The organism is Flavobacterium artemisiae (genome assembly GCF_042678225.1).
Lineage (GTDB): Bacteria > Bacteroidota > Bacteroidia > Flavobacteriales > Flavobacteriaceae > Flavobacterium > Flavobacterium artemisiae.
Window position 1 is genome coordinate 1,056,550 of sequence record NZ_JBHUDZ010000018.1, and the last position, 16,212, is coordinate 1,072,761.

General features: G+C 33.6%; 18 protein-coding genes. 10 read left to right on the forward strand and 8 right to left on the reverse strand.

Annotated elements, in window-relative coordinates; translation table 11 throughout:
• Positions 1-140: 140 nt before the first annotated feature.
• Positions 141-1,181: a PLP-dependent cysteine synthase family protein gene (locus tag ACFSC2_RS24465; protein ID WP_109194804.1), complete on the reverse strand. Its 1,041-nt coding sequence runs from the start codon at positions 1,179-1,181 to the stop codon at positions 141-143.
• A gap of 71 nt (positions 1,182-1,252) precedes the next feature.
• Positions 1,253-3,388, reverse strand: a complete 2,136-nt coding sequence (locus ACFSC2_RS24470) for a S9 family peptidase (RefSeq protein WP_379813729.1) — start codon at positions 3,386-3,388, stop codon at positions 1,253-1,255.
• Between the two features lie 69 nt (positions 3,389-3,457).
• Here ACFSC2_RS24470 and ACFSC2_RS24475 point away from each other — a divergent pair, with 69 nt between their 5' ends.
• Positions 3,458-3,778: a YbaB/EbfC family nucleoid-associated protein gene (locus ACFSC2_RS24475; RefSeq protein WP_379813730.1), complete on the forward strand. Its 321-nt coding sequence runs from the start codon at positions 3,458-3,460 to the stop codon at positions 3,776-3,778.
• A 121-nt stretch (positions 3,779-3,899) separates the two neighbouring features.
• Here the strand turns inward: ACFSC2_RS24475 and ACFSC2_RS24480 are convergent, their stop codons facing one another.
• Positions 3,900-4,919 (reverse strand): threonine aldolase family protein, encoded by a 1,020-nt coding sequence (locus tag ACFSC2_RS24480; protein WP_379813731.1) that lies wholly within the window; start codon positions 4,917-4,919, stop codon positions 3,900-3,902.
• A 153-nt stretch (positions 4,920-5,072) separates the two neighbouring features.
• On the opposite strand from ACFSC2_RS24480, the gene prfB reads away from it, so the two are divergent.
• The 4 genes from prfB to lpxD all read left to right on the forward strand — a co-directional run bounded on the left by prfB (position 5,073) and on the right by lpxD (position 8,809).
• Positions 5,073-6,171, forward strand: a protein-coding gene (gene prfB, locus ACFSC2_RS24485) for a peptide chain release factor 2 (RefSeq protein ID WP_379813732.1) whose coding sequence is annotated in 2 segments (ribosomal slippage) — positions 5,073-5,135 and positions 5,137-6,171 — 1,098 coding nt in all. Because the reading frame shifts where the segments join, the coding sequence is not laid out codon by codon here.
• Positions 6,172-7,014, forward strand: coding sequence for a hypothetical protein (locus ACFSC2_RS24490; protein ID WP_379813733.1), 843 nt, complete (start codon positions 6,172-6,174; stop codon positions 7,012-7,014).
• A gap of 32 nt (positions 7,015-7,046) precedes the next feature.
• Positions 7,047-7,493 carry a peptide-methionine (R)-S-oxide reductase MsrB gene (gene msrB / locus ACFSC2_RS24495; protein ID WP_379813734.1) on the forward strand — a complete coding sequence of 149 codons (447 nt, stop codon included), beginning with the start codon at positions 7,047-7,049 and terminating at the stop codon, positions 7,491-7,493.
• Positions 7,494-7,810: 317 nt separating this feature from the next.
• Positions 7,811-8,809: a UDP-3-O-(3-hydroxymyristoyl)glucosamine N-acyltransferase gene (gene lpxD / locus ACFSC2_RS24500; RefSeq protein WP_379813735.1), complete on the forward strand. Its 999-nt coding sequence runs from the start codon at positions 7,811-7,813 to the stop codon at positions 8,807-8,809.
• Between the two features lie 164 nt (positions 8,810-8,973).
• Here the strand turns inward: lpxD and ACFSC2_RS24505 are convergent, their stop codons facing one another.
• From ACFSC2_RS24505 to ACFSC2_RS24520, 4 genes are all read right to left on the reverse strand, one after another.
• Positions 8,974-9,180: a hypothetical protein gene (locus ACFSC2_RS24505; protein ID WP_379813736.1), complete on the reverse strand. Its 207-nt coding sequence runs from the start codon at positions 9,178-9,180 to the stop codon at positions 8,974-8,976.
• Positions 9,181-9,194: 14 nt separating this feature from the next.
• Positions 9,195-9,503, reverse strand: a complete 309-nt coding sequence (locus ACFSC2_RS24510; protein ID WP_379813737.1) for a DUF3817 domain-containing protein — start codon at positions 9,501-9,503, stop codon at positions 9,195-9,197.
• A gap of 2 nt (positions 9,504-9,505) precedes the next feature.
• The gene (locus tag ACFSC2_RS24515) at positions 9,506-9,964 is read right to left on the reverse strand and encodes a hypothetical protein (protein ID WP_379813738.1); all 459 of its coding nucleotides are present in this window, start codon (positions 9,962-9,964) and stop codon (positions 9,506-9,508) included.
• Between the two features lie 69 nt (positions 9,965-10,033).
• On the reverse strand, positions 10,034-10,624 hold the full coding sequence (locus ACFSC2_RS24520; RefSeq protein ID WP_379813739.1) for a TetR/AcrR family transcriptional regulator: 591 nt from the start codon (positions 10,622-10,624) through the stop codon (positions 10,034-10,036).
• A gap of 163 nt (positions 10,625-10,787) precedes the next feature.
• Here ACFSC2_RS24520 and ACFSC2_RS24525 point away from each other — a divergent pair, with 163 nt between their 5' ends.
• From ACFSC2_RS24525 to hemN, 5 genes are all read left to right on the forward strand, one after another.
• The gene (locus ACFSC2_RS24525) at positions 10,788-12,416 is read left to right on the forward strand and encodes an acyl-CoA carboxylase subunit beta (protein WP_379813740.1); all 1,629 of its coding nucleotides are present in this window, start codon (positions 10,788-10,790) and stop codon (positions 12,414-12,416) included.
• Between the two features lie 121 nt (positions 12,417-12,537).
• Positions 12,538-12,960, forward strand: coding sequence for a DoxX family protein (locus ACFSC2_RS24530; RefSeq protein ID WP_379813741.1), 423 nt, complete (start codon positions 12,538-12,540; stop codon positions 12,958-12,960).
• Positions 12,961-13,068: 108 nt separating this feature from the next.
• Complete coding sequence (locus ACFSC2_RS24535; protein ID WP_379813742.1) at positions 13,069-13,416, forward strand: hypothetical protein; 348 nt, start codon at positions 13,069-13,071, stop codon at positions 13,414-13,416.
• A 106-nt stretch (positions 13,417-13,522) separates the two neighbouring features.
• On the forward strand, positions 13,523-13,999 hold the full coding sequence (locus ACFSC2_RS24540; RefSeq protein ID WP_379813743.1) for a hypothetical protein: 477 nt from the start codon (positions 13,523-13,525) through the stop codon (positions 13,997-13,999).
• Positions 14,000-14,117: 118 nt separating this feature from the next.
• Positions 14,118-15,482 (forward strand): oxygen-independent coproporphyrinogen III oxidase, encoded by a 1,365-nt coding sequence (gene hemN / locus ACFSC2_RS24545; RefSeq protein ID WP_379813744.1) that lies wholly within the window; start codon positions 14,118-14,120, stop codon positions 15,480-15,482.
• 27 nt (positions 15,483-15,509) lie between these two features.
• Here hemN and ACFSC2_RS24550 read toward each other — a convergent pair whose 3' ends face one another.
• Positions 15,510-16,211 (reverse strand): sulfite exporter TauE/SafE family protein, encoded by a 702-nt coding sequence (locus ACFSC2_RS24550; RefSeq protein ID WP_379813745.1) that lies wholly within the window; start codon positions 16,209-16,211, stop codon positions 15,510-15,512.
• Between the last annotated feature and the right edge of the window lies 1 nt (position 16,212).

A 16,212-nucleotide genomic window follows, 5' to 3' on the forward strand; every position in this document is an offset into this window, starting at 1 on the left:
TTAGATTTTAGATTTTAGATTTTAGATTTTAGATTTTAGATTTACCAAAAATCGCTTCGCTCTTTTTGGTTTATTTATTGCATAAAAAAAACTCCATTTACAAATTGCAAATGGAGTTGTTATTTTGAAAGTAATTTATATTACTTTACGAATTCAATTTTTTGAGCTTCTTCTTCGTTAACGCTGTCAAAGAAACCTTGTTCATTCATCCAGTCATCGCTGAATACTTTACTCATGTAACGTGAACCGTGGTCTGGGAAGATGGCAATGATGTTACTGTCTTTTGTAAACTCTCCTTCTTCTGCGTATTGTTTAATAGCCTGCATTACTGCTCCAGAAGTATATCCAACAAATAAACCTTCTTTACGAGTGATTTCTCTTGCTGAGTGCGCACTCTCTTCGTCGGTTACCTTCATGAATTTATCAATAATATCGAAATCGGTTGCCGATGGAATCAAGTTTTTACCTAAACCTTCTATACGGTATGGGTAAATTTCTTTGCTGTCAAACTCTTTTGTTTCGTGGTATTTTTTCAATACAGAACCAAAAGCATCAACTCCAAGAATTCTAATATTAGGATTTTTTTCTTTTAAGAATTTTGCAGTTCCAGAGATAGTTCCTCCTGTTCCGCTGCAAGCGATTAAGTGGGTAATTTGTCCTTTTGTTTGTTCCCAAATTTCTGGACCTGTAGTGTTGTAATGAGCATCAATATTTAATTGGTTGAAATATTGATTAATGTAAACTGATCCTTTTGTTTCTTCGTGTAAACGTTTTGCTACATTATAGTATGATCTTTCATCATCTGCAGAAACGTGAGCCGGACAGACATATACTTTAGCTCCTAAACTTCGCAGCATGTCAATTTTATCTTTCGATGATTTTGAACTTACTGCTAAAATACAATTGTAACCTTTAATAATGCTTACCATTGCTAAACTAAATCCTGTATTACCAGATGTTGTTTCGATAATGGTATCTCCCGGAGACAAAATTCCTCTTTTCTCGGCCTCTTCAATAATATACAATGCTATTCTATCTTTTGAGGAATGACCTGGGTTGAAAGCTTCTACCTTTGCGTAGAAATTTCCTTCTAACTCTTCGGTGATTTTATTTAGTTTAATAAGCGGGGTGTTACCTATTAACTCTAAAACATTATTATAAGCGGTTATTTCTTCTTTCATAAAAAAATAGTTAATCAAAGGTCTTTTCAAATTAACCTTGATAGGTTGCAAATTTAACAAAAAATTTCTAATTAGCTTTTAATTTTTTCTAAATCTAATAAAAAACTAAATTCTTTTGCTAAGTCTTTCAAAGCCTCAAAACGTCCTGAAGCCCCGCCGTGTCCAGCATCCATGTTAGTATCCAAAAACAAAAGTTTGTCATTTGTCTTTAAATCTCTCAATTTTGCTACCCACTTGGCTGGCTCCCAATATTGTACCTGCGAATCGTGCAATCCGGTAGATACATACATATTAGGATATTTTTGCGCTTTTACATTATCGTAAGGTGAATACGATAACATATAATCGTAATATTTTTTATTATTTGGGTTCCCCCACTCGTCGTACTCTCCAGTTGTAAGCGGAATACTGTCATCCAGCATCGTGGTAATTACGTCTACAAAAGGCACCTGAGCGATAACGCCATTATACAATTCAGGAGCTTCATTTACGATAACTCCCATTAAAAGACCTCCAGCTGATCCTCCTTCTGCATATAAATGTTCTGCAGAAGTATACTTTTGGTCTATTACAAATTTAGAGCAATCAATGAAATCTGTAAAGGTATTTTTCTTTTTTAACAGTTTTCCATCCTCATACCATTGTCTTCCCAAATCCTCTCCTCCTCTAATATGCGCAATAGCATAAACAAAACCGCGATCAAGAAGTGACAAACGTGTTGATGAAAAATAAGTATCCATCGTGATTCCGTAAGAACCGTATGCATAAAGCAACAACGGATTTTTACCGTTTTTCTCTAATCCCTTTTTGTAAATCAACGAAATCGGCACTTTTACACCATCTCTGGCAGTTGCCCAAACACGTTCTTCTACGTAATTTCCTTTATCAAATTTTCCGCCCAAAACCTCTTGTTCTTTTAAGATTTCTTTGGTTTTAGTCTTCATATTAAAATCAATTACAGACGAAGGTGTTGCAAGAGATTGATAACTGTAACGAAGAATATCAGTGTCAAAATCGACATTTGTTGTAGTGTATGCATTATACGTTTCACTGCCAAACGGTAGATAATAATCGGGCTCTCCGTTCCAAGGCATGATACGGATATGATTTAAGCCGTTTGAGCGTTCTTCAACAACTAAAAAGTTTTTAAAAATCTCTATATCTTCCAACAAAACATCTTCTCTGTGCGGAATAAGATCTACCCAGTTTTTCTTACCTGTTTTGTTCTCAGGCGTTTTCATTAATTTGAAATTGGTCGCTTTGTCTTTATTTGTCAAGATATAAAACGAATCTTCGTAATGCGAAATACTATATTCTAGTCCACGTACGCGCGGTTGAAAAACTTCAAATTCACCATCTGGATTATTAGAATTCAAAATTCTATATTCTGTTGTTAAGGTACTTCCAGAACCAATTACAATGTATTTTTTTGATTTTTCTTTACTGATCGAAACATTAAAAGTATCATCAGTTTCATTATAAATCAAAACATCTTTTTTAGAATCAGTATTCAATTTATGTTTGAAAACTTTGTCAGCTCTTAACGTTTTTTCATCTTGTCTAACATAAAAAATCGTGTTGTTATCATTTGCCCAAACTGAAGCGCCTGTTACATTTTCGATTTTATCTGCTAAGATTTCACCTGTTTCTAAATTTTTGATCTGAATGGTATAGATTCTTCTTCCCATTAGATCCAATCCGAAACTTGCAAATTTATTATCTGGGCTGATGCTTAAACCGCCTAATTTAAAATAAGCGTGTCCTTTTGCCATTTCGTTACAGTTGAACAAAATTTCTTCATCGGCTGCAAGACTTCCTTTTTTTCTAGCAAAAATTGGATAATCCTGACCCGTTTCAAAACGTGTAATGTAGAAATAGCCATTGTAGAAATAAGGAACAGAAGAATCGTCTTCTTTAATTCTTGCTTTCATTTCTTCATACAGCTCATTTTTCAAATCTTTGGTATGAGCTGTCATACTCTCATAATAAGAGTTCTCTTGATTTAAGTAGTCAATTACTTCGGCATTTTCACGATCGTTCAACCAAAAATAGTTGTCGATTCTAGTCTCTTTATGCTTTTTTAGTGTTTTTGGAATTACTTTGGCCTTTGGAGCCTGTATATCGTTTTGCATTGATTGAGCATTAATTTTTAAATACGAAGTGGCAAAAATACTATAAACCGAACAGAACAAAATTAATTTTTTCATAAAATATTCTATTGAATTCACACAGCAATATACTAATTTTGTCTCAAATAATTTAAAAAATCAACAAAAATGGATTTAATGGGAATGATGGGCAAACTTAAAGAAACCCAGCAAAAAATTGAAGATACAAAAAAGCGCTTAGATACTGTTTTGATTGATGAACAAAGCGCTGACGGATTATTGAAAATTACTATTACTGCAAACAGAAAAATAAAATCGGTTTCTATTGACGATTCTTTATTAGAAGACAAAGAGCAATTAGAAGATTACTTAGTTGTAACTCTTAATAAAGCAATTGAAAAAGCAACAAACATAAACGAAAGAGAATTAGATGCTGTTGCAAAGATGGATATGCCAATGATTCCAGGAATGGATAATCTTTTTAAATAAGATTCTAAGCTACAAAGAGACAAAGTTACAAAGAGACAAAGGTTACAATATATGTAAATCTTTGTCTCTTTTCTTTTTAATACCTCTGCAGCTTTGCCCCTTTACTCCTTTGACCCTCTGCCTAAAATTTCGAAAGCGTATCAATCACATACGTATGCATTACTTCTTTGTAATCTAAATGTGTTACGATTCTGAGTTTGTTATGTCCTAACGAACTTATTAGTATATTTTTCTGTTTTAGTTTTTCGATTAACAATTGGTCGCTGTAGCCTTCCGCCAATGAAAAAATCAAAATATTGGTTTCTACTGGTTCAATAGAGGCGATCCATGGTTTCATACTCAATACTTTAGCAATTTCTTTTGCTCTGCGGTGATCTTCTGCCAGTCTTTCAATATTATGAGCCAAGGCGTACAATCCTGCTGCTGCCAAATATCCCACTTGACGCATTCCTCCACCTAATATCTTCCTGATTCTCAACGCCCTGTGAATATCAGCTTTACTTCCGAGTAGTACAGAACCGATTGGTGCCCCTAATCCTTTTGACAAACAAACCGATATAGTGTCGAAAATAGCTCCAAATTCTTTCGGATTTTGTCTTTTTGCTACTAGTGCATTCCAGATTCTGGCGCCATCTAAATGAAATTTCAAATTATGAGCGTCACAAACTTTTTTTATTTCTTTTAAATCTTCTAATTCGTAACAAGCACCGCCTCCTTTATTGGTTGTATTTTCCACACAAACCAAACTTGTTAACGGACTATGATAAAATTCAGGATCATTTATTGCAGCTTTAACCTGAGCTGCCGTTATCATACCGCGATTTCCATCTATTAAACAGCATGAAACACCGCTGTTAAACGAAACTCCTCCTCCTTCATAATGATAAACATGTGCATATTTATCAGCAATAAGTTGTTCGCCTGGTTGTGTATGAAGTTTTATCGCAGTTTGATTTGCCATAGTTCCAGACGGAAAAAAAAGCCCGGCTTCCATACCAAAAAACTCAGCCGTTCTGTTTTCTAATTCAATCACCGTTGGGTCTTGTTTGTATACATCGTCGCCAACGTGGGCGTTAAACATATACTGCAGCATTTCATAAGTAGGCTTGGTTATGGTATCGCTGATTAAATTTATTTCCATATTCTAAAAACTATATCTTATTTTTGTAAAACAAAATTACGTATAACTGCTATTAATTTTCAGCAAGTTTGACTAAATTTTAACTTGCAGATTTCTATAGACCAAATTAACGTAATAATTGTAAAAAACATATAAAAACCTATTAATTAATTTATGACAACAGCCGAACAAGTAAAAGGTATTGTGGAGCGCCTTGGTGCGTTGAGGAGGTATCTTTGACGTTGATGCAAAGCTAATCGAAATTGCAAACGAAGAAGAAAAAACTTTTGCGCCAGATTTTTGGAACAATCCAAAAGAGGCAGAACTTATTGTAAAAAATCTTCGAAACAAGAAAAAATGGATTGAAGATTATGACAAAGCTGTATCTCTAACAGAAGAATTACAGCTCGCTCATGATTTTTATAAAGAAGGAGAACTTTCTGTTGATGAATTGGATGAACAATACAATGCCGCACAATCGCACATTGAAAACATCGAATTTAAAAACATGCTTTCTGACGAAGGTGACAGTTTAAGTGCCGTAGTTCAGATTACTGCTGGGGCCGGCGGAACTGAAAGCTGTGACTGGGCTGGAATGCTGATGCGTATGTACATGATGTGGGGCGAAAGTTATGGTTATAAAATCAAAGAACTTAACTTTCAGGAAGGTGATGTTGCCGGAATTAAAACCGTAACTTTAGAATTCGAAGGAGATTATTCTTTTGGATATTTAAAGGGAGAAAATGGTGTACACCGTTTGGTTCGTATTTCACCTTTTGACAGCAATGCAAAACGTCATACTTCATTCGTTTCTGTTTACGTTTATCCGTTGGTTGATGACAGTATCGAAATTGACATTAATCCTGCTGATATCGAGATTACAACTTCTCGTTCGAGTGGTGCGGGTGGACAGAACGTAAACAAGGTAGAGACGAAAGTTCAGTTAGTTCACAAACCAACTGGAATCCAAATTCAGTGTTCTGAGACACGTTCGCAGCAAGATAACAGACAACGTGCTATGCAAATGCTTCGTTCTCAATTATATGAAATTGAGTTGAAAAAACAACAAGCACAGCGTGCTGACATCGAAGCTGGAAAAATGAAAATCGAGTGGGGTTCACAGATTCGTAATTATGTAATGCAGCCTTATAAATTGGTAAAAGATGTACGTACAGGCTATGAAACCAGTGATGTTGACGGCGTTATGAACGGAAATATTGACGCTTTCTTAAAAGCCTATCTAATGATGATGGGGCAAAAAGAAGAAGAATAAATGAACAAATACATCAAAGGCTGCCTAACATTTACAGCAATTATAGTTCTATTATTGACACTAATGATTGGGTGGTTCTTATGGTCGTCAAATAGTCGTATAAAACAAGCTGAAATTGACGGAATTGCATTCTCAAAAGAATGTGATTCTGTCAATATTATTACCGAACAACCTGAAATTCAATTTGCAAAATTCAAAAAGAATGAGCTTACCTTCTTAAAATTTCAAATACTGCGAAACGGGAAGTTTATACATGATACGGTAATAAAAAACGGAAAATTCAATCCCGATAATTTACGTATTAATATTCCCTACAAAACTTTTTTTAAAACTGATACCATTGTAGTTACCACAAAAAATCGATTACAATATTACATTTCCGGCTACCACCATTATGCATATTTACATTACGGAATGTTTGGTTATCTCGGAAGTCATGACTGTAGGTTTTCTGATCAATCTATTATTAATAATGACCAATATTCTAATAATGTATTAATAAGGGAGAAAGGCTGGCTGAATCCGGAAATTTCAAAACATATCAAAAAAATCAGTATATTAGATAGTGCCGAATATTATGGTTTTGCTAAAAATTGCAAAATAAAAATCGAAGATGCTGAGCGTATTTTAAAAGAAAAAAGAAAAAATCAGGTTTTTAGAACTACCACAATTAATGGCATTGAAGCTGGTCCAAAAGATAGTTACTATTTATTTGGCGAAGAAACCGAATCAGGAACACGACCAAATGATGTTGTTCCGAGGAATTTAAAATATTATGTAGTTAAAATAAATTGTGCAACTGGAGAATATAAGCGTTATCAAAATTATCCTTTTGACAATTAAACCTTTTCATATTTTACTAAAAAACAGAAGTTATGATAAAATGGGCAGATGTAATTCATTTTACAAATAAAGGAAATCCGACTCCAGATAAAAGAGTGGAGAAAACAGAAGAAGAATGGAAACAAATTCTAACACCAGAAGAGTTTCAGGTAGCACGTTTAAAAGGTACTGAAAGATCTTTCAGTTCAGAAATGTGCAGTTTATTTGAACCTGGAATTTACGAGTGTAAATGTTGCGGCACATTGTTGTTTGATGCTACCGAAAAATTTGAATCTGGAACGGGATGGCCGTCTTTTACACAGCCCGTAAAAGAAAATGCGATTGGATATTACGCCGACAAATCACACGGAATGATTCGTGTTGAGGTAGTCTGCAATACCTGCGACGCGCATTTAGGACATATTTTTCCTGATGGCCCGCCTCCAAGTGGTCTTCGCTATTGCATTAATGCATTATCATTAAATAAAGTAAAAGAATAAAAAATAAGCGTTGCTATTTTTCATAAGCGATTCCTCTATGAGCGAATCGCTTTTTTTTGAAATAAAATCAAGTTATAAGTTTCTGTTAACCAACAGGTTTAGCTCTCAAAAAATAAAATTTATAGGTTTTTACATATTAATGAAAAGTTGACATATTAGAAAAGAATCAAAAAATTAATAGGTAAGATGTTAATTTTGTAATATTTAAATTATTATTTTACACATATCTCAAAAAAAATAAAAAATAGTATTAGGTAATTAAAATCTAATTCATTTTATTTGGCAAAAATTAACCCCTAAATCTATTTTATTAATTAATGAGATCCTATTCAATTCACGAAATTAACGAAGTAATAAATGGCGTAATTTACGGCGCAACTTCCCAGAATATAACTGCAACTGAGCAACTTGAAAAAGCTACGACTTCAGAAATTTCATTTATAGGAAACAAAAAATATGAAAAATACTGGTCAGCTTCTAATGCTTCTGTCGCTGTTGTTAACGAAGACATTTCTATAGAACCTGGTGAAAACCGTGCTTTTATTAAAGTTAAAAATGCCGATTTAGCAATGTCGCAAATACTTGCTCTTTTTGCACCTCCAGCCCCTTTATTTCGTAATGAAATCCACAAAACGGCTACTGTTGACGAAACTGCTATTATCGGCGATGGAGTTAAAATTGGTGCTGGTTGTTATGTAGGTCCAAAAGTAGAAATTGGTGCTGGTACAATATTGTATCCAAATGTTACTATTTTGGATGAATGCACAATCGGCAGAAACACTACAATTTGGTCGGGTGCCGTGATACGTGAGCGTTGTCATATTGGAAACGATTGCATCATTCATCCTAATGCAACTATTGGTGCTGATGGTTTCGGATTTAGACCTTGTAATGAAAAAGGATTGGTTAAAATTCCACAAATCGGAAATGTAGTTATCGGCAATTGTGTTGAAATTGGCGCGAATACGTGTGTAGATCGCGGAAAATTCAGCTCGACAGTTCTTGGAGACGGTTGCAAAATAGATAATTTAGTTCAAATCGGACATAATAGTAAATTGGGTAAATTTTGTATTATGGCCGGAAACAGTGGTCTTGCTGGTTCTGTAACTTTAGGAAACGGGGTTATAATTGGTGGAAGCGCTTCTATAAAAGATCATACTACTATCGGTGACGGCGCAACTATTGGAGCAGGTTCTGGTGTTACTGGAGATGTTCCTGCAGGAAAAACAATGTTAGGGTATCCAGCGGTTGAAGCTCGTGACGCTCTTAAACAATGGGCAATTTTAAAGAGAATGGTTTGTAGTTCTAAAAAATAACTAGATTCTTAGATTCTTAGATTCTTAGATTCTTAGATTCTTAGATTCTTAGATTCTTAGATTCTTAGATTCTTAGATTCTTAGATTCTTAGATTCTTAGATTCTTAGATTCTTAGATTCTTAGATTCTTAAAAAAAATCAGAAGCAGAGCTTCTGATTTTTTTTTATAATGCTTCGCATTCAAAGCCTATAACTTTCATTAAAAAAATTACTTTTTCGACAATATCATCTTTGCAGTCAAATCGCAGAATATTATCACAATCTTCCAGATCAAAATTCCACTTTGAATTTGGGAATAACATATTCAGCTTTGGAATAACTTTCTTTACTTTCGAAATGCTGTCTATATTTGTTTTAAATACAAAAACCATAATTCACAATAATATTAGTTATCAATTTTACTTAAAATTTTAGAGTCGATATAAAAAGTTCCGAATGGAATAACACAGGCTAAAAGTACTTTCCATGTAGTATCTTTAAATTTCCAATTCTGCTCTACTCCTACGCTTAAAGTATTGAATACAAAAAGAAGAAATAAAGCGCCGTGAATGGTTCCAACTGGTCTTGTTAAAAATGGCATTTCAAAAATATACTTCATTGGCATTGCTATAAATAATAAAATTAAAAGTGATGTTCCTTCTAAAAATCCTATAATGCGTAAACGTCCGGTATTGGTTTGCAGTAAATTTTTCATAATTATCTAAAGTAAGGTCTGTTTGCAAGAGGTGAAAATGGCCAAGGAATAGCAATAAAAATGGTAATTAAGGCTATTGAAAACCAAAAGAGAATGGTTTTAAATTTTTGTTCATCAGAAGATCTTCTCTTTGCTAATGCCGATCCAATTGTAATGAAAACAATTGCGGTAAGCATTAAAACGATATGAATAAGACCAAAGAAAAAGACCTCCTTATTTTGAATGCCTTCTTTTACATTTTTCCAGAAATATTTCACAATCGGACTTTGTACATAAACCAGAATTCCAAAAATAAGCTGAATATGTGAAATTGTTGCCGTCCAATGTCGAACGAGATTGTCTTTCTTAGTAAAAGAAAGATTTGAAGAATATCCTTTGTAAGCATTATAAATCGAATAGATTAAGCTTACTAACACAAGCCATCGCATAAAAGAATGGCCAATTAAAATAGATTGATGCATTGTTTTTTGATTAAAGACAATGCAAATATATTCAAAAACATACTAATTAGTATGTTTTTAAAATTCTTTTTATTTTAAACTACTCAAGTACTTTTTAAACTCCTCTAAATAAACAACATAAACTGATTTATCATTTTCAATTTTTCCAAAATTACGAATACCCCAATAGCCCGATAAGATAAAAAAAGCCACTTGTTCGCCCACAACATCTTTTCGAATAAGTCCTTGCTCCTTCCCTTTTTCTATTGCTTTAATAATTGCCGATTTCCATAAATTGATGAGTTCAGACAATGCTTCGCTAAATTTAGTATTCCACGGTGTCATTTCCTGAGTCAGATTTCCAACCGGACAACCATATTTTACTTGCAGAAAAGGATCTTCTAATAATAAATACGAAATCATATTATAAAAATCTTCAATCGGATTTTGAGTATTTTCAGTCGGTTTAATAAAATGTTCCGTCATTGTAGGTTTCAAAATCTCTTCAATTATTGCGATTCCCATTTCATCTTTCGTTTTAAAATGGTAATAAAAAGCTCCTTTCGTCACTTTTGTGGTAGCGATAATTTCATCAATACTTGTGGTTTGATATCCTTTTGTATAAATCAATTCAAACGCTTTTTGAAGAATAGTAAGTCGTGTATTAGCAGCTTTAGACATAAAAAATACTAGTTAGTATAAAAAACAAATTAAAGAAATTAATTTGGATTACTGCTTTTTAAAGTTACGCCCGAAAACTTCTTTATAATGCTAAACTACTTCCATTTATTTCAATGGATTTTGTAAATTAGCCAACACTATATTATAAAATCAATACTTTATCATGGATTTAAACTTCAATAAAAACGAAGATCACAATAAATTACTGCTTTCAGAATTAAAACAAAAATTTGCCAAAGTAAAATTGGGCGGCGGCGAAAAGAGAATCGAAAAGCTGCACTCAGAAGGCAAAATGACAGCTCGAGAAAGAATTGCTTATTTATTGGATGAAAATTCTAAAAGTATTGAAATTGGCGGTTTTGCCGGCGAAGGTATGTACGCAGAACATGGCGGATGTCCTTCAGGAGGCGTCGTTGTAAAAATTGGATATATCAAAGGCAAGCAATGTATTGTGGTTGCCAATGATGCGACTGTAAAAGCAGGTGCCTGGTTTCCTATTACAGGAAAGAAAAACCTTCGCGCACAGGAAATCGCTATGGAAAACAGACTTCCAATTATTTATCTTGTTGACAGCGCAGGAGTTTACCTGCCAATGCAAGATGAAATTTTTCCAGACAAAGAACATTTCGGAAGAATCTTTAGAAACAACGCTCAAATGAGCAGTATGGGAATCACTCAAATTGCTGCCGTTATGGGAAGCTGTGTCGCTGGAGGTGCTTATCTGCCAATTATGAGCGACGAAGCGTTAATCGTTGACAAAACAGGAAGTATTTTCCTTGCAGGAAGTTATTTGGTTAAAGCCGCAATCGGAGAAACTATTGATAACGAAACTTTGGGCGGCGCTACTACGCATTGCGAAATTTCGGGCGTTACAGATTATAAAGCCAAAGATGATAAAGATGCTTTAGATAAAATTAAAAATATTGTGGATAAAATTGGGGATTTTGATAAAGCAGGTTTCAGCCGAATTAAAGCGGAAAAACCGGCTTTAGAACCAAATGATATTTACGGAATTCTGCCAAAAGCAAGAACAGAACAATATGATATGATGGAAATCATCAATCGTTTGGTCGATAATTCAGAATTTGAAGCTTACAAAGACGGATATGGACAATCACTTATTACAGGTTATGCCAGAATAGATGGCTGGGCAGTCGGTATTATTGCTAATCAGCGAAAAGTGGTAAAAACCAAAAAAGGCGAAATGCAGTTTGGAGGCGTTATTTATTCAGACAGTGCAGATAAAGCAACTCGTTTTATTGCCAATTGTAATCAGAAGAAAATTCCTTTGGTATTTCTTCAAGATGTTACAGGTTTTATGGTGGGTTCGAAATCCGAACATGGTGGGATTATTAAAGACGGTGCTAAAATGGTAAATGCAGTGAGTAATTCTGTTGTACCTAAATTTACTGTTATAGTTGGAAATTCTTATGGAGCAGGAAATTACGCTATGTGCGGTAAAGCTTATGATCCTCGCTTAATTTTTGCGTGGCCAAGTGCAGAACTTGCCGTTATGGGCGGCACGCAAGCAGCAAAAGTCTTAGCGCAAATTGAAGCTTCTTCGCTTAAAGCGAAAGGAGAAATTGTTGATGAAGAAAAAGAAACCGAATTATTCAATAAAATAAAAGCACGCTACGACGAGCAGACTTCTCCCTATTATGCAGCATCCAGACTTTGGACAGATGCAATTATTGATCCGCTTGAAACCAGAAATTGGATTTCGATGGGAATCGAAGCTGCAAACCATGCTCCTATTCAAAAACAATTTAATTTAGGTGTAATTCAAGTATAGTATTTTTGAATTCTCAAAAACGTAATAACAAAAAAGTAAAAAACTTATTTTCAAGCTGTTAAAAATAAATATATCACTAAAAGTTAGTAACTTAGTGCTATAATTTTAATCACACAGCGTCATGGAAAATGTAAAAAGTTTGAATAAATGGGCAAATTCGCACACTTATTTACCAGTTGATTTAGTACGTATTATTTTGGGTGGATTTTTATTTATGAAAGGTGTCTCGTTTGTCACCAATGTACAATACCTGCATGATTTAATTTCTCCTATTGATCAGTTCGGCGGCGGTATGTTTATGCTGCATTACATTGCTCCTGCTCATATGATCGGCGGGATCATGATTATATTCGGCCTGCTCACGCGCTGGGCGATTGCTGCACAGTTACCTATTTTATTTGGTGCTGTACTAATTAATTTTATGGGCAAAATGCATTCAGAAAGTTTAATATTAGCAATCGTAGTTTTATTAATCTGCATTTTCTTCCTTTTCTACGGAAGTGGCAAACACTCTGCAGATTACTACTTTAAAATGCAGCAATAATTTATATAAATCCTCAACTTATCTCAAAATAAGTTGAGGTTCATTTTAGAGTGTTAATTAATTCTTTAAAATTTCTTTTATTGTGTTTTATGACTTAATTTCGCCGACATGAAATGGATTCATAAAACTGTTATTTTAATCGCATTCTTAATTGCGGGATTGTTTGCTAATCAGGCAGACAACTCTTCTATGCATATTATTGAAGCGCAAAAAACAGATTCCAATTTCACAAAACATGTTGCCGATTCTGATGCCTTTATTCAGCCTCAAGGAAACTATCAGTTTGCGGCCAACATCAAAACAAATCCTTTGGGAATAATAAAATGTTTCGACACTTTATTACCGCTAATCCCACAACATCAAACTGTTACAACCACTACAGCATATACTAAACTATTTACTACTCAAAGTAAAAAAGTTTTAGTAATACTCTATGCTTTCCATTTTTTCTGGTAAATAAATTTTTGATTTTTTATAATTGAGGTGCTTCTTCAATTTAATTAAACTGTTTTCTTTTTGAAGACTGTTTTCTATTTCAATTATTTATTTCATTCGAAACAATATGGAAACTACAACAACAATTATGGGAATTGTTATTGCACTTATTGTCGCAATCCCAGTATATTTCTCTGCACGATCGAGCGCTGCGAGTAAAACAAGAATTTTAAATATTAAGAAAAGATTCAATCCGACACATCCGGAAGATTTTGATTTAACTGAATCTATCAATAATAAGACCTTGACAATCGATCAGAAAAACAAAAAATTTATTCTGATGAATTTCAATCCAAATCAGCAAGAATCGATTTATGTTGATTTAAATACAATTGCTTCTTGCAAGCTGGTTCCAACGACCGATTCTCAATCTGATACAATTATCAAAATTGATTATGAGTTTATCGAAAAAGAAACATCTAAAAAAATAATAATTCCATTCTATGATTTTGATGATGACCGCATCAAACAAATAAGCGTTTACCAAGATCATATGTTTGCAAAAAAATGGCTTACAATCATCCAAGATTCTATTTCACGTTAGTTATTTAATTCACGAAAGAGGCTCAATTTTTGAGTCTCTTTTTTTTTCTGTATATGATATTTGTCATTTTATGTCGATTATCGAAGTTTTAATTTTGATGCAAACTAAATCCGTCTTTATGAAAATTTCTTTGACTCAAAAATACAATGTCCCAGGTCCAAGATATACTAGTTATCCGACAGTTCCGTATTGGAATGAAGTAGATTTTACAACTGAAAAATGGATCACTTCATTACAAAAATCATTCTCTGAAAGCAATTCGAAAAACGGAATCAGTTTATACATTCACCTGCCTTTCTGCGAAAGTATGTGTACTTTTTGCGGCTGCAACAAACGTATTACAAAAAATCATTCTGTCGAAGAGACTTATATTAAAGCGCTTTTAAAAGAATGGAGTTTATATTGCAAATTACTTCCTGAGAAACCCGTCATTAAAGAAATACATCTGGGAGGCGGCACTCCAACATTTTTTTCTACAAAAAATCTTGAATCTTTAATTAACGGAATTTTCAGTTATGCTGTAATAGCCAAAGATCATGAATTTAGCTTTGAAGGACATCCAAACAACACAACTTACGAACAACTTAAAAAATTATACGATTTAGGCTTTCGCCGAGTAAGCTTTGGTGTTCAAGATTATGCGCCAAAAGTTCAGAAAGCCATTAATCGAATTCAGTCTTTCCATAATGTTGCCAAAGTAACTTTTTGGGCAAAAGAAATTGGCTACACTTCAATCGGCCATGATATTATATTCGGTCTGCCGTTTCAAACTATTGAAGATGTAATAGATACAGTCGAAAAAACAAATTCTTTAAAACCAGACAGATTAGCTTTTTACAGTTATGCCCACGTTCCGTGGATTAAAGGAAATGGACAACGCGGTTTTAATGATGAAAATTTACCAAAAGATGCTGAAAAAAGAAGATTATACGAAACTGGAAAACAGTTGCTTTCTCAAAATGGTTATAACGAAATTGGAATGGATCATTTTGCATTAACTGCTGATAGTTTATACAAAGCAGCGCACAATGGCAATTTACATCGAAATTTTATGGGGTACAGTGCTTCCAAAACTCAAGTTATGATTGGTTTGGGAGTTTCTTCAATAAGCGACAGCTGGTATAGTTTTGCTCAAAATACTAAAAATCTTGAAGATTATTATCAGCTTTTAGAATGGGATAAACTTCCTGTTGTAAAAGGTCATATTCTGAATGATGAAGATTTAATCATCCGCAAACATATTTTAAATCTAACTTGCGAACTACAAACTTCCTGGAATGAAAATTCGCTCTATTTTAAAGAACTTCCAACTGTTTTAGAAGATTTAAAAGAAATAGAAAATGACAAATTAATTGTTGTTGAAGAAGGAAAAATTATGATTACAGAAGCAGGAAGACCTTTTGTTCGTAATATCTGTATGGCTTTTGATTTACATCTAAAAAGAAAGTCACCGGAAACAAATCTGTTCTCGATGACTGTCTAACAATAGTGAGTTAGTTTAGTGTATTTTTTAATGACAGTTTGGGGTTTGCTGTATAAATAAGCTCATATTTGGAGGCGAGATATAGGGAATTCCTAATCCCAAGCCTCTCAAAATAAACAAAACTCCGATTACAACTGCAACATAAGGAATTGCCTTTTGGATCTTATTTCTAAAAGGCAATTTTAATAATGAATTAATATAAACCACAATCGTCATTAAAGGCATTGTACCAAGTCCGAATAAGAGCATATAAAGCACTCCATAACCTGCACTCTGCATGGCAATTGCTCCGAACAAAGCGACATAAACCATTCCGCAAGGCAAGAAACCGTTTAAGAGACCGATTGTAAAAAGAGATTTATAACTTCTATTTTTAAATTGAGCACCAAGATTTGATTTGACTTTTGAAATGATTTTATAAATTGGTTTTGAAAAATTGTAGCTTGCGAATTTTTTCTCTGGAATCAAAACTACAATAATCATAATAATTCCGATAATAATTGACATTTTCTGCTGTAATCCTGCAAGAAAAAAACCTCTTCCTAATAGTCCAAAAATTAAGCCGATAGAAGCGTATGCTGTTAATCGGCCTAAATGATAAGTAATAATCTGTGTAACTCTTTTTGCTTCGTTATTTCTGTCTACAGGAAGCATCATAGCAATTGGACCGCACATGCCAACACAGTGCAGACTGCTTATTAAACCTAATATTAAAGCAGAATAAAGCATT

Coding starts and splice junctions, on each gene's coding strand:
- msrB (WP_379813734.1), top strand. CDS start 7,047: ATGATAAAATGGGCAGATGTAATTCATTTTACAAATAAAGGAAATCCG.
- ACFSC2_RS24520 (WP_379813739.1), bottom strand. CDS start 10,624: ATGTCTAAAGCTGCTAATACACGACTTACTATTCTTCAAAAAGCGTTT.
- ACFSC2_RS24505 (WP_379813736.1), bottom strand. CDS start 9,180: ATGGTTTTTGTATTTAAAACAAATATAGACAGCATTTCGAAAGTAAAG.
- ACFSC2_RS24550 (WP_379813745.1), bottom strand. CDS start 16,211: ATGCTTTATTCTGCTTTAATATTAGGTTTAATAAGCAGTCTGCACTGT.
- ACFSC2_RS24525 (WP_379813740.1), top strand. CDS start 10,788: ATGGATTTAAACTTCAATAAAAACGAAGATCACAATAAATTACTGCTT.
- ACFSC2_RS24490 (WP_379813733.1), top strand. CDS start 6,172: ATGAACAAATACATCAAAGGCTGCCTAACATTTACAGCAATTATAGTT.
- ACFSC2_RS24510 (WP_379813737.1), bottom strand. CDS start 9,503: ATGAAAAATTTACTGCAAACCAATACCGGACGTTTACGCATTATAGGA.
- ACFSC2_RS24535 (WP_379813742.1), top strand. CDS start 13,069: ATGAAATGGATTCATAAAACTGTTATTTTAATCGCATTCTTAATTGCG.
- ACFSC2_RS24515 (WP_379813738.1), bottom strand. CDS start 9,964: ATGCATCAATCTATTTTAATTGGCCATTCTTTTATGCGATGGCTTGTG.
- ACFSC2_RS24530 (WP_379813741.1), top strand. CDS start 12,538: ATGGAAAATGTAAAAAGTTTGAATAAATGGGCAAATTCGCACACTTAT.
- lpxD (WP_379813735.1), top strand. CDS start 7,811: ATGAGATCCTATTCAATTCACGAAATTAACGAAGTAATAAATGGCGTA.
- ACFSC2_RS24480 (WP_379813731.1), bottom strand. CDS start 4,919: ATGGAAATAAATTTAATCAGCGATACCATAACCAAGCCTACTTATGAA.
- ACFSC2_RS24465 (WP_109194804.1), bottom strand. CDS start 1,181: ATGAAAGAAGAAATAACCGCTTATAATAATGTTTTAGAGTTAATAGGT.
- ACFSC2_RS24475 (WP_379813730.1), top strand. CDS start 3,458: ATGGATTTAATGGGAATGATGGGCAAACTTAAAGAAACCCAGCAAAAA.
- ACFSC2_RS24540 (WP_379813743.1), top strand. CDS start 13,523: ATGGAAACTACAACAACAATTATGGGAATTGTTATTGCACTTATTGTC.
- hemN (WP_379813744.1), top strand. CDS start 14,118: ATGAAAATTTCTTTGACTCAAAAATACAATGTCCCAGGTCCAAGATAT.
- ACFSC2_RS24470 (WP_379813729.1), bottom strand. CDS start 3,388: ATGAAAAAATTAATTTTGTTCTGTTCGGTTTATAGTATTTTTGCCACT.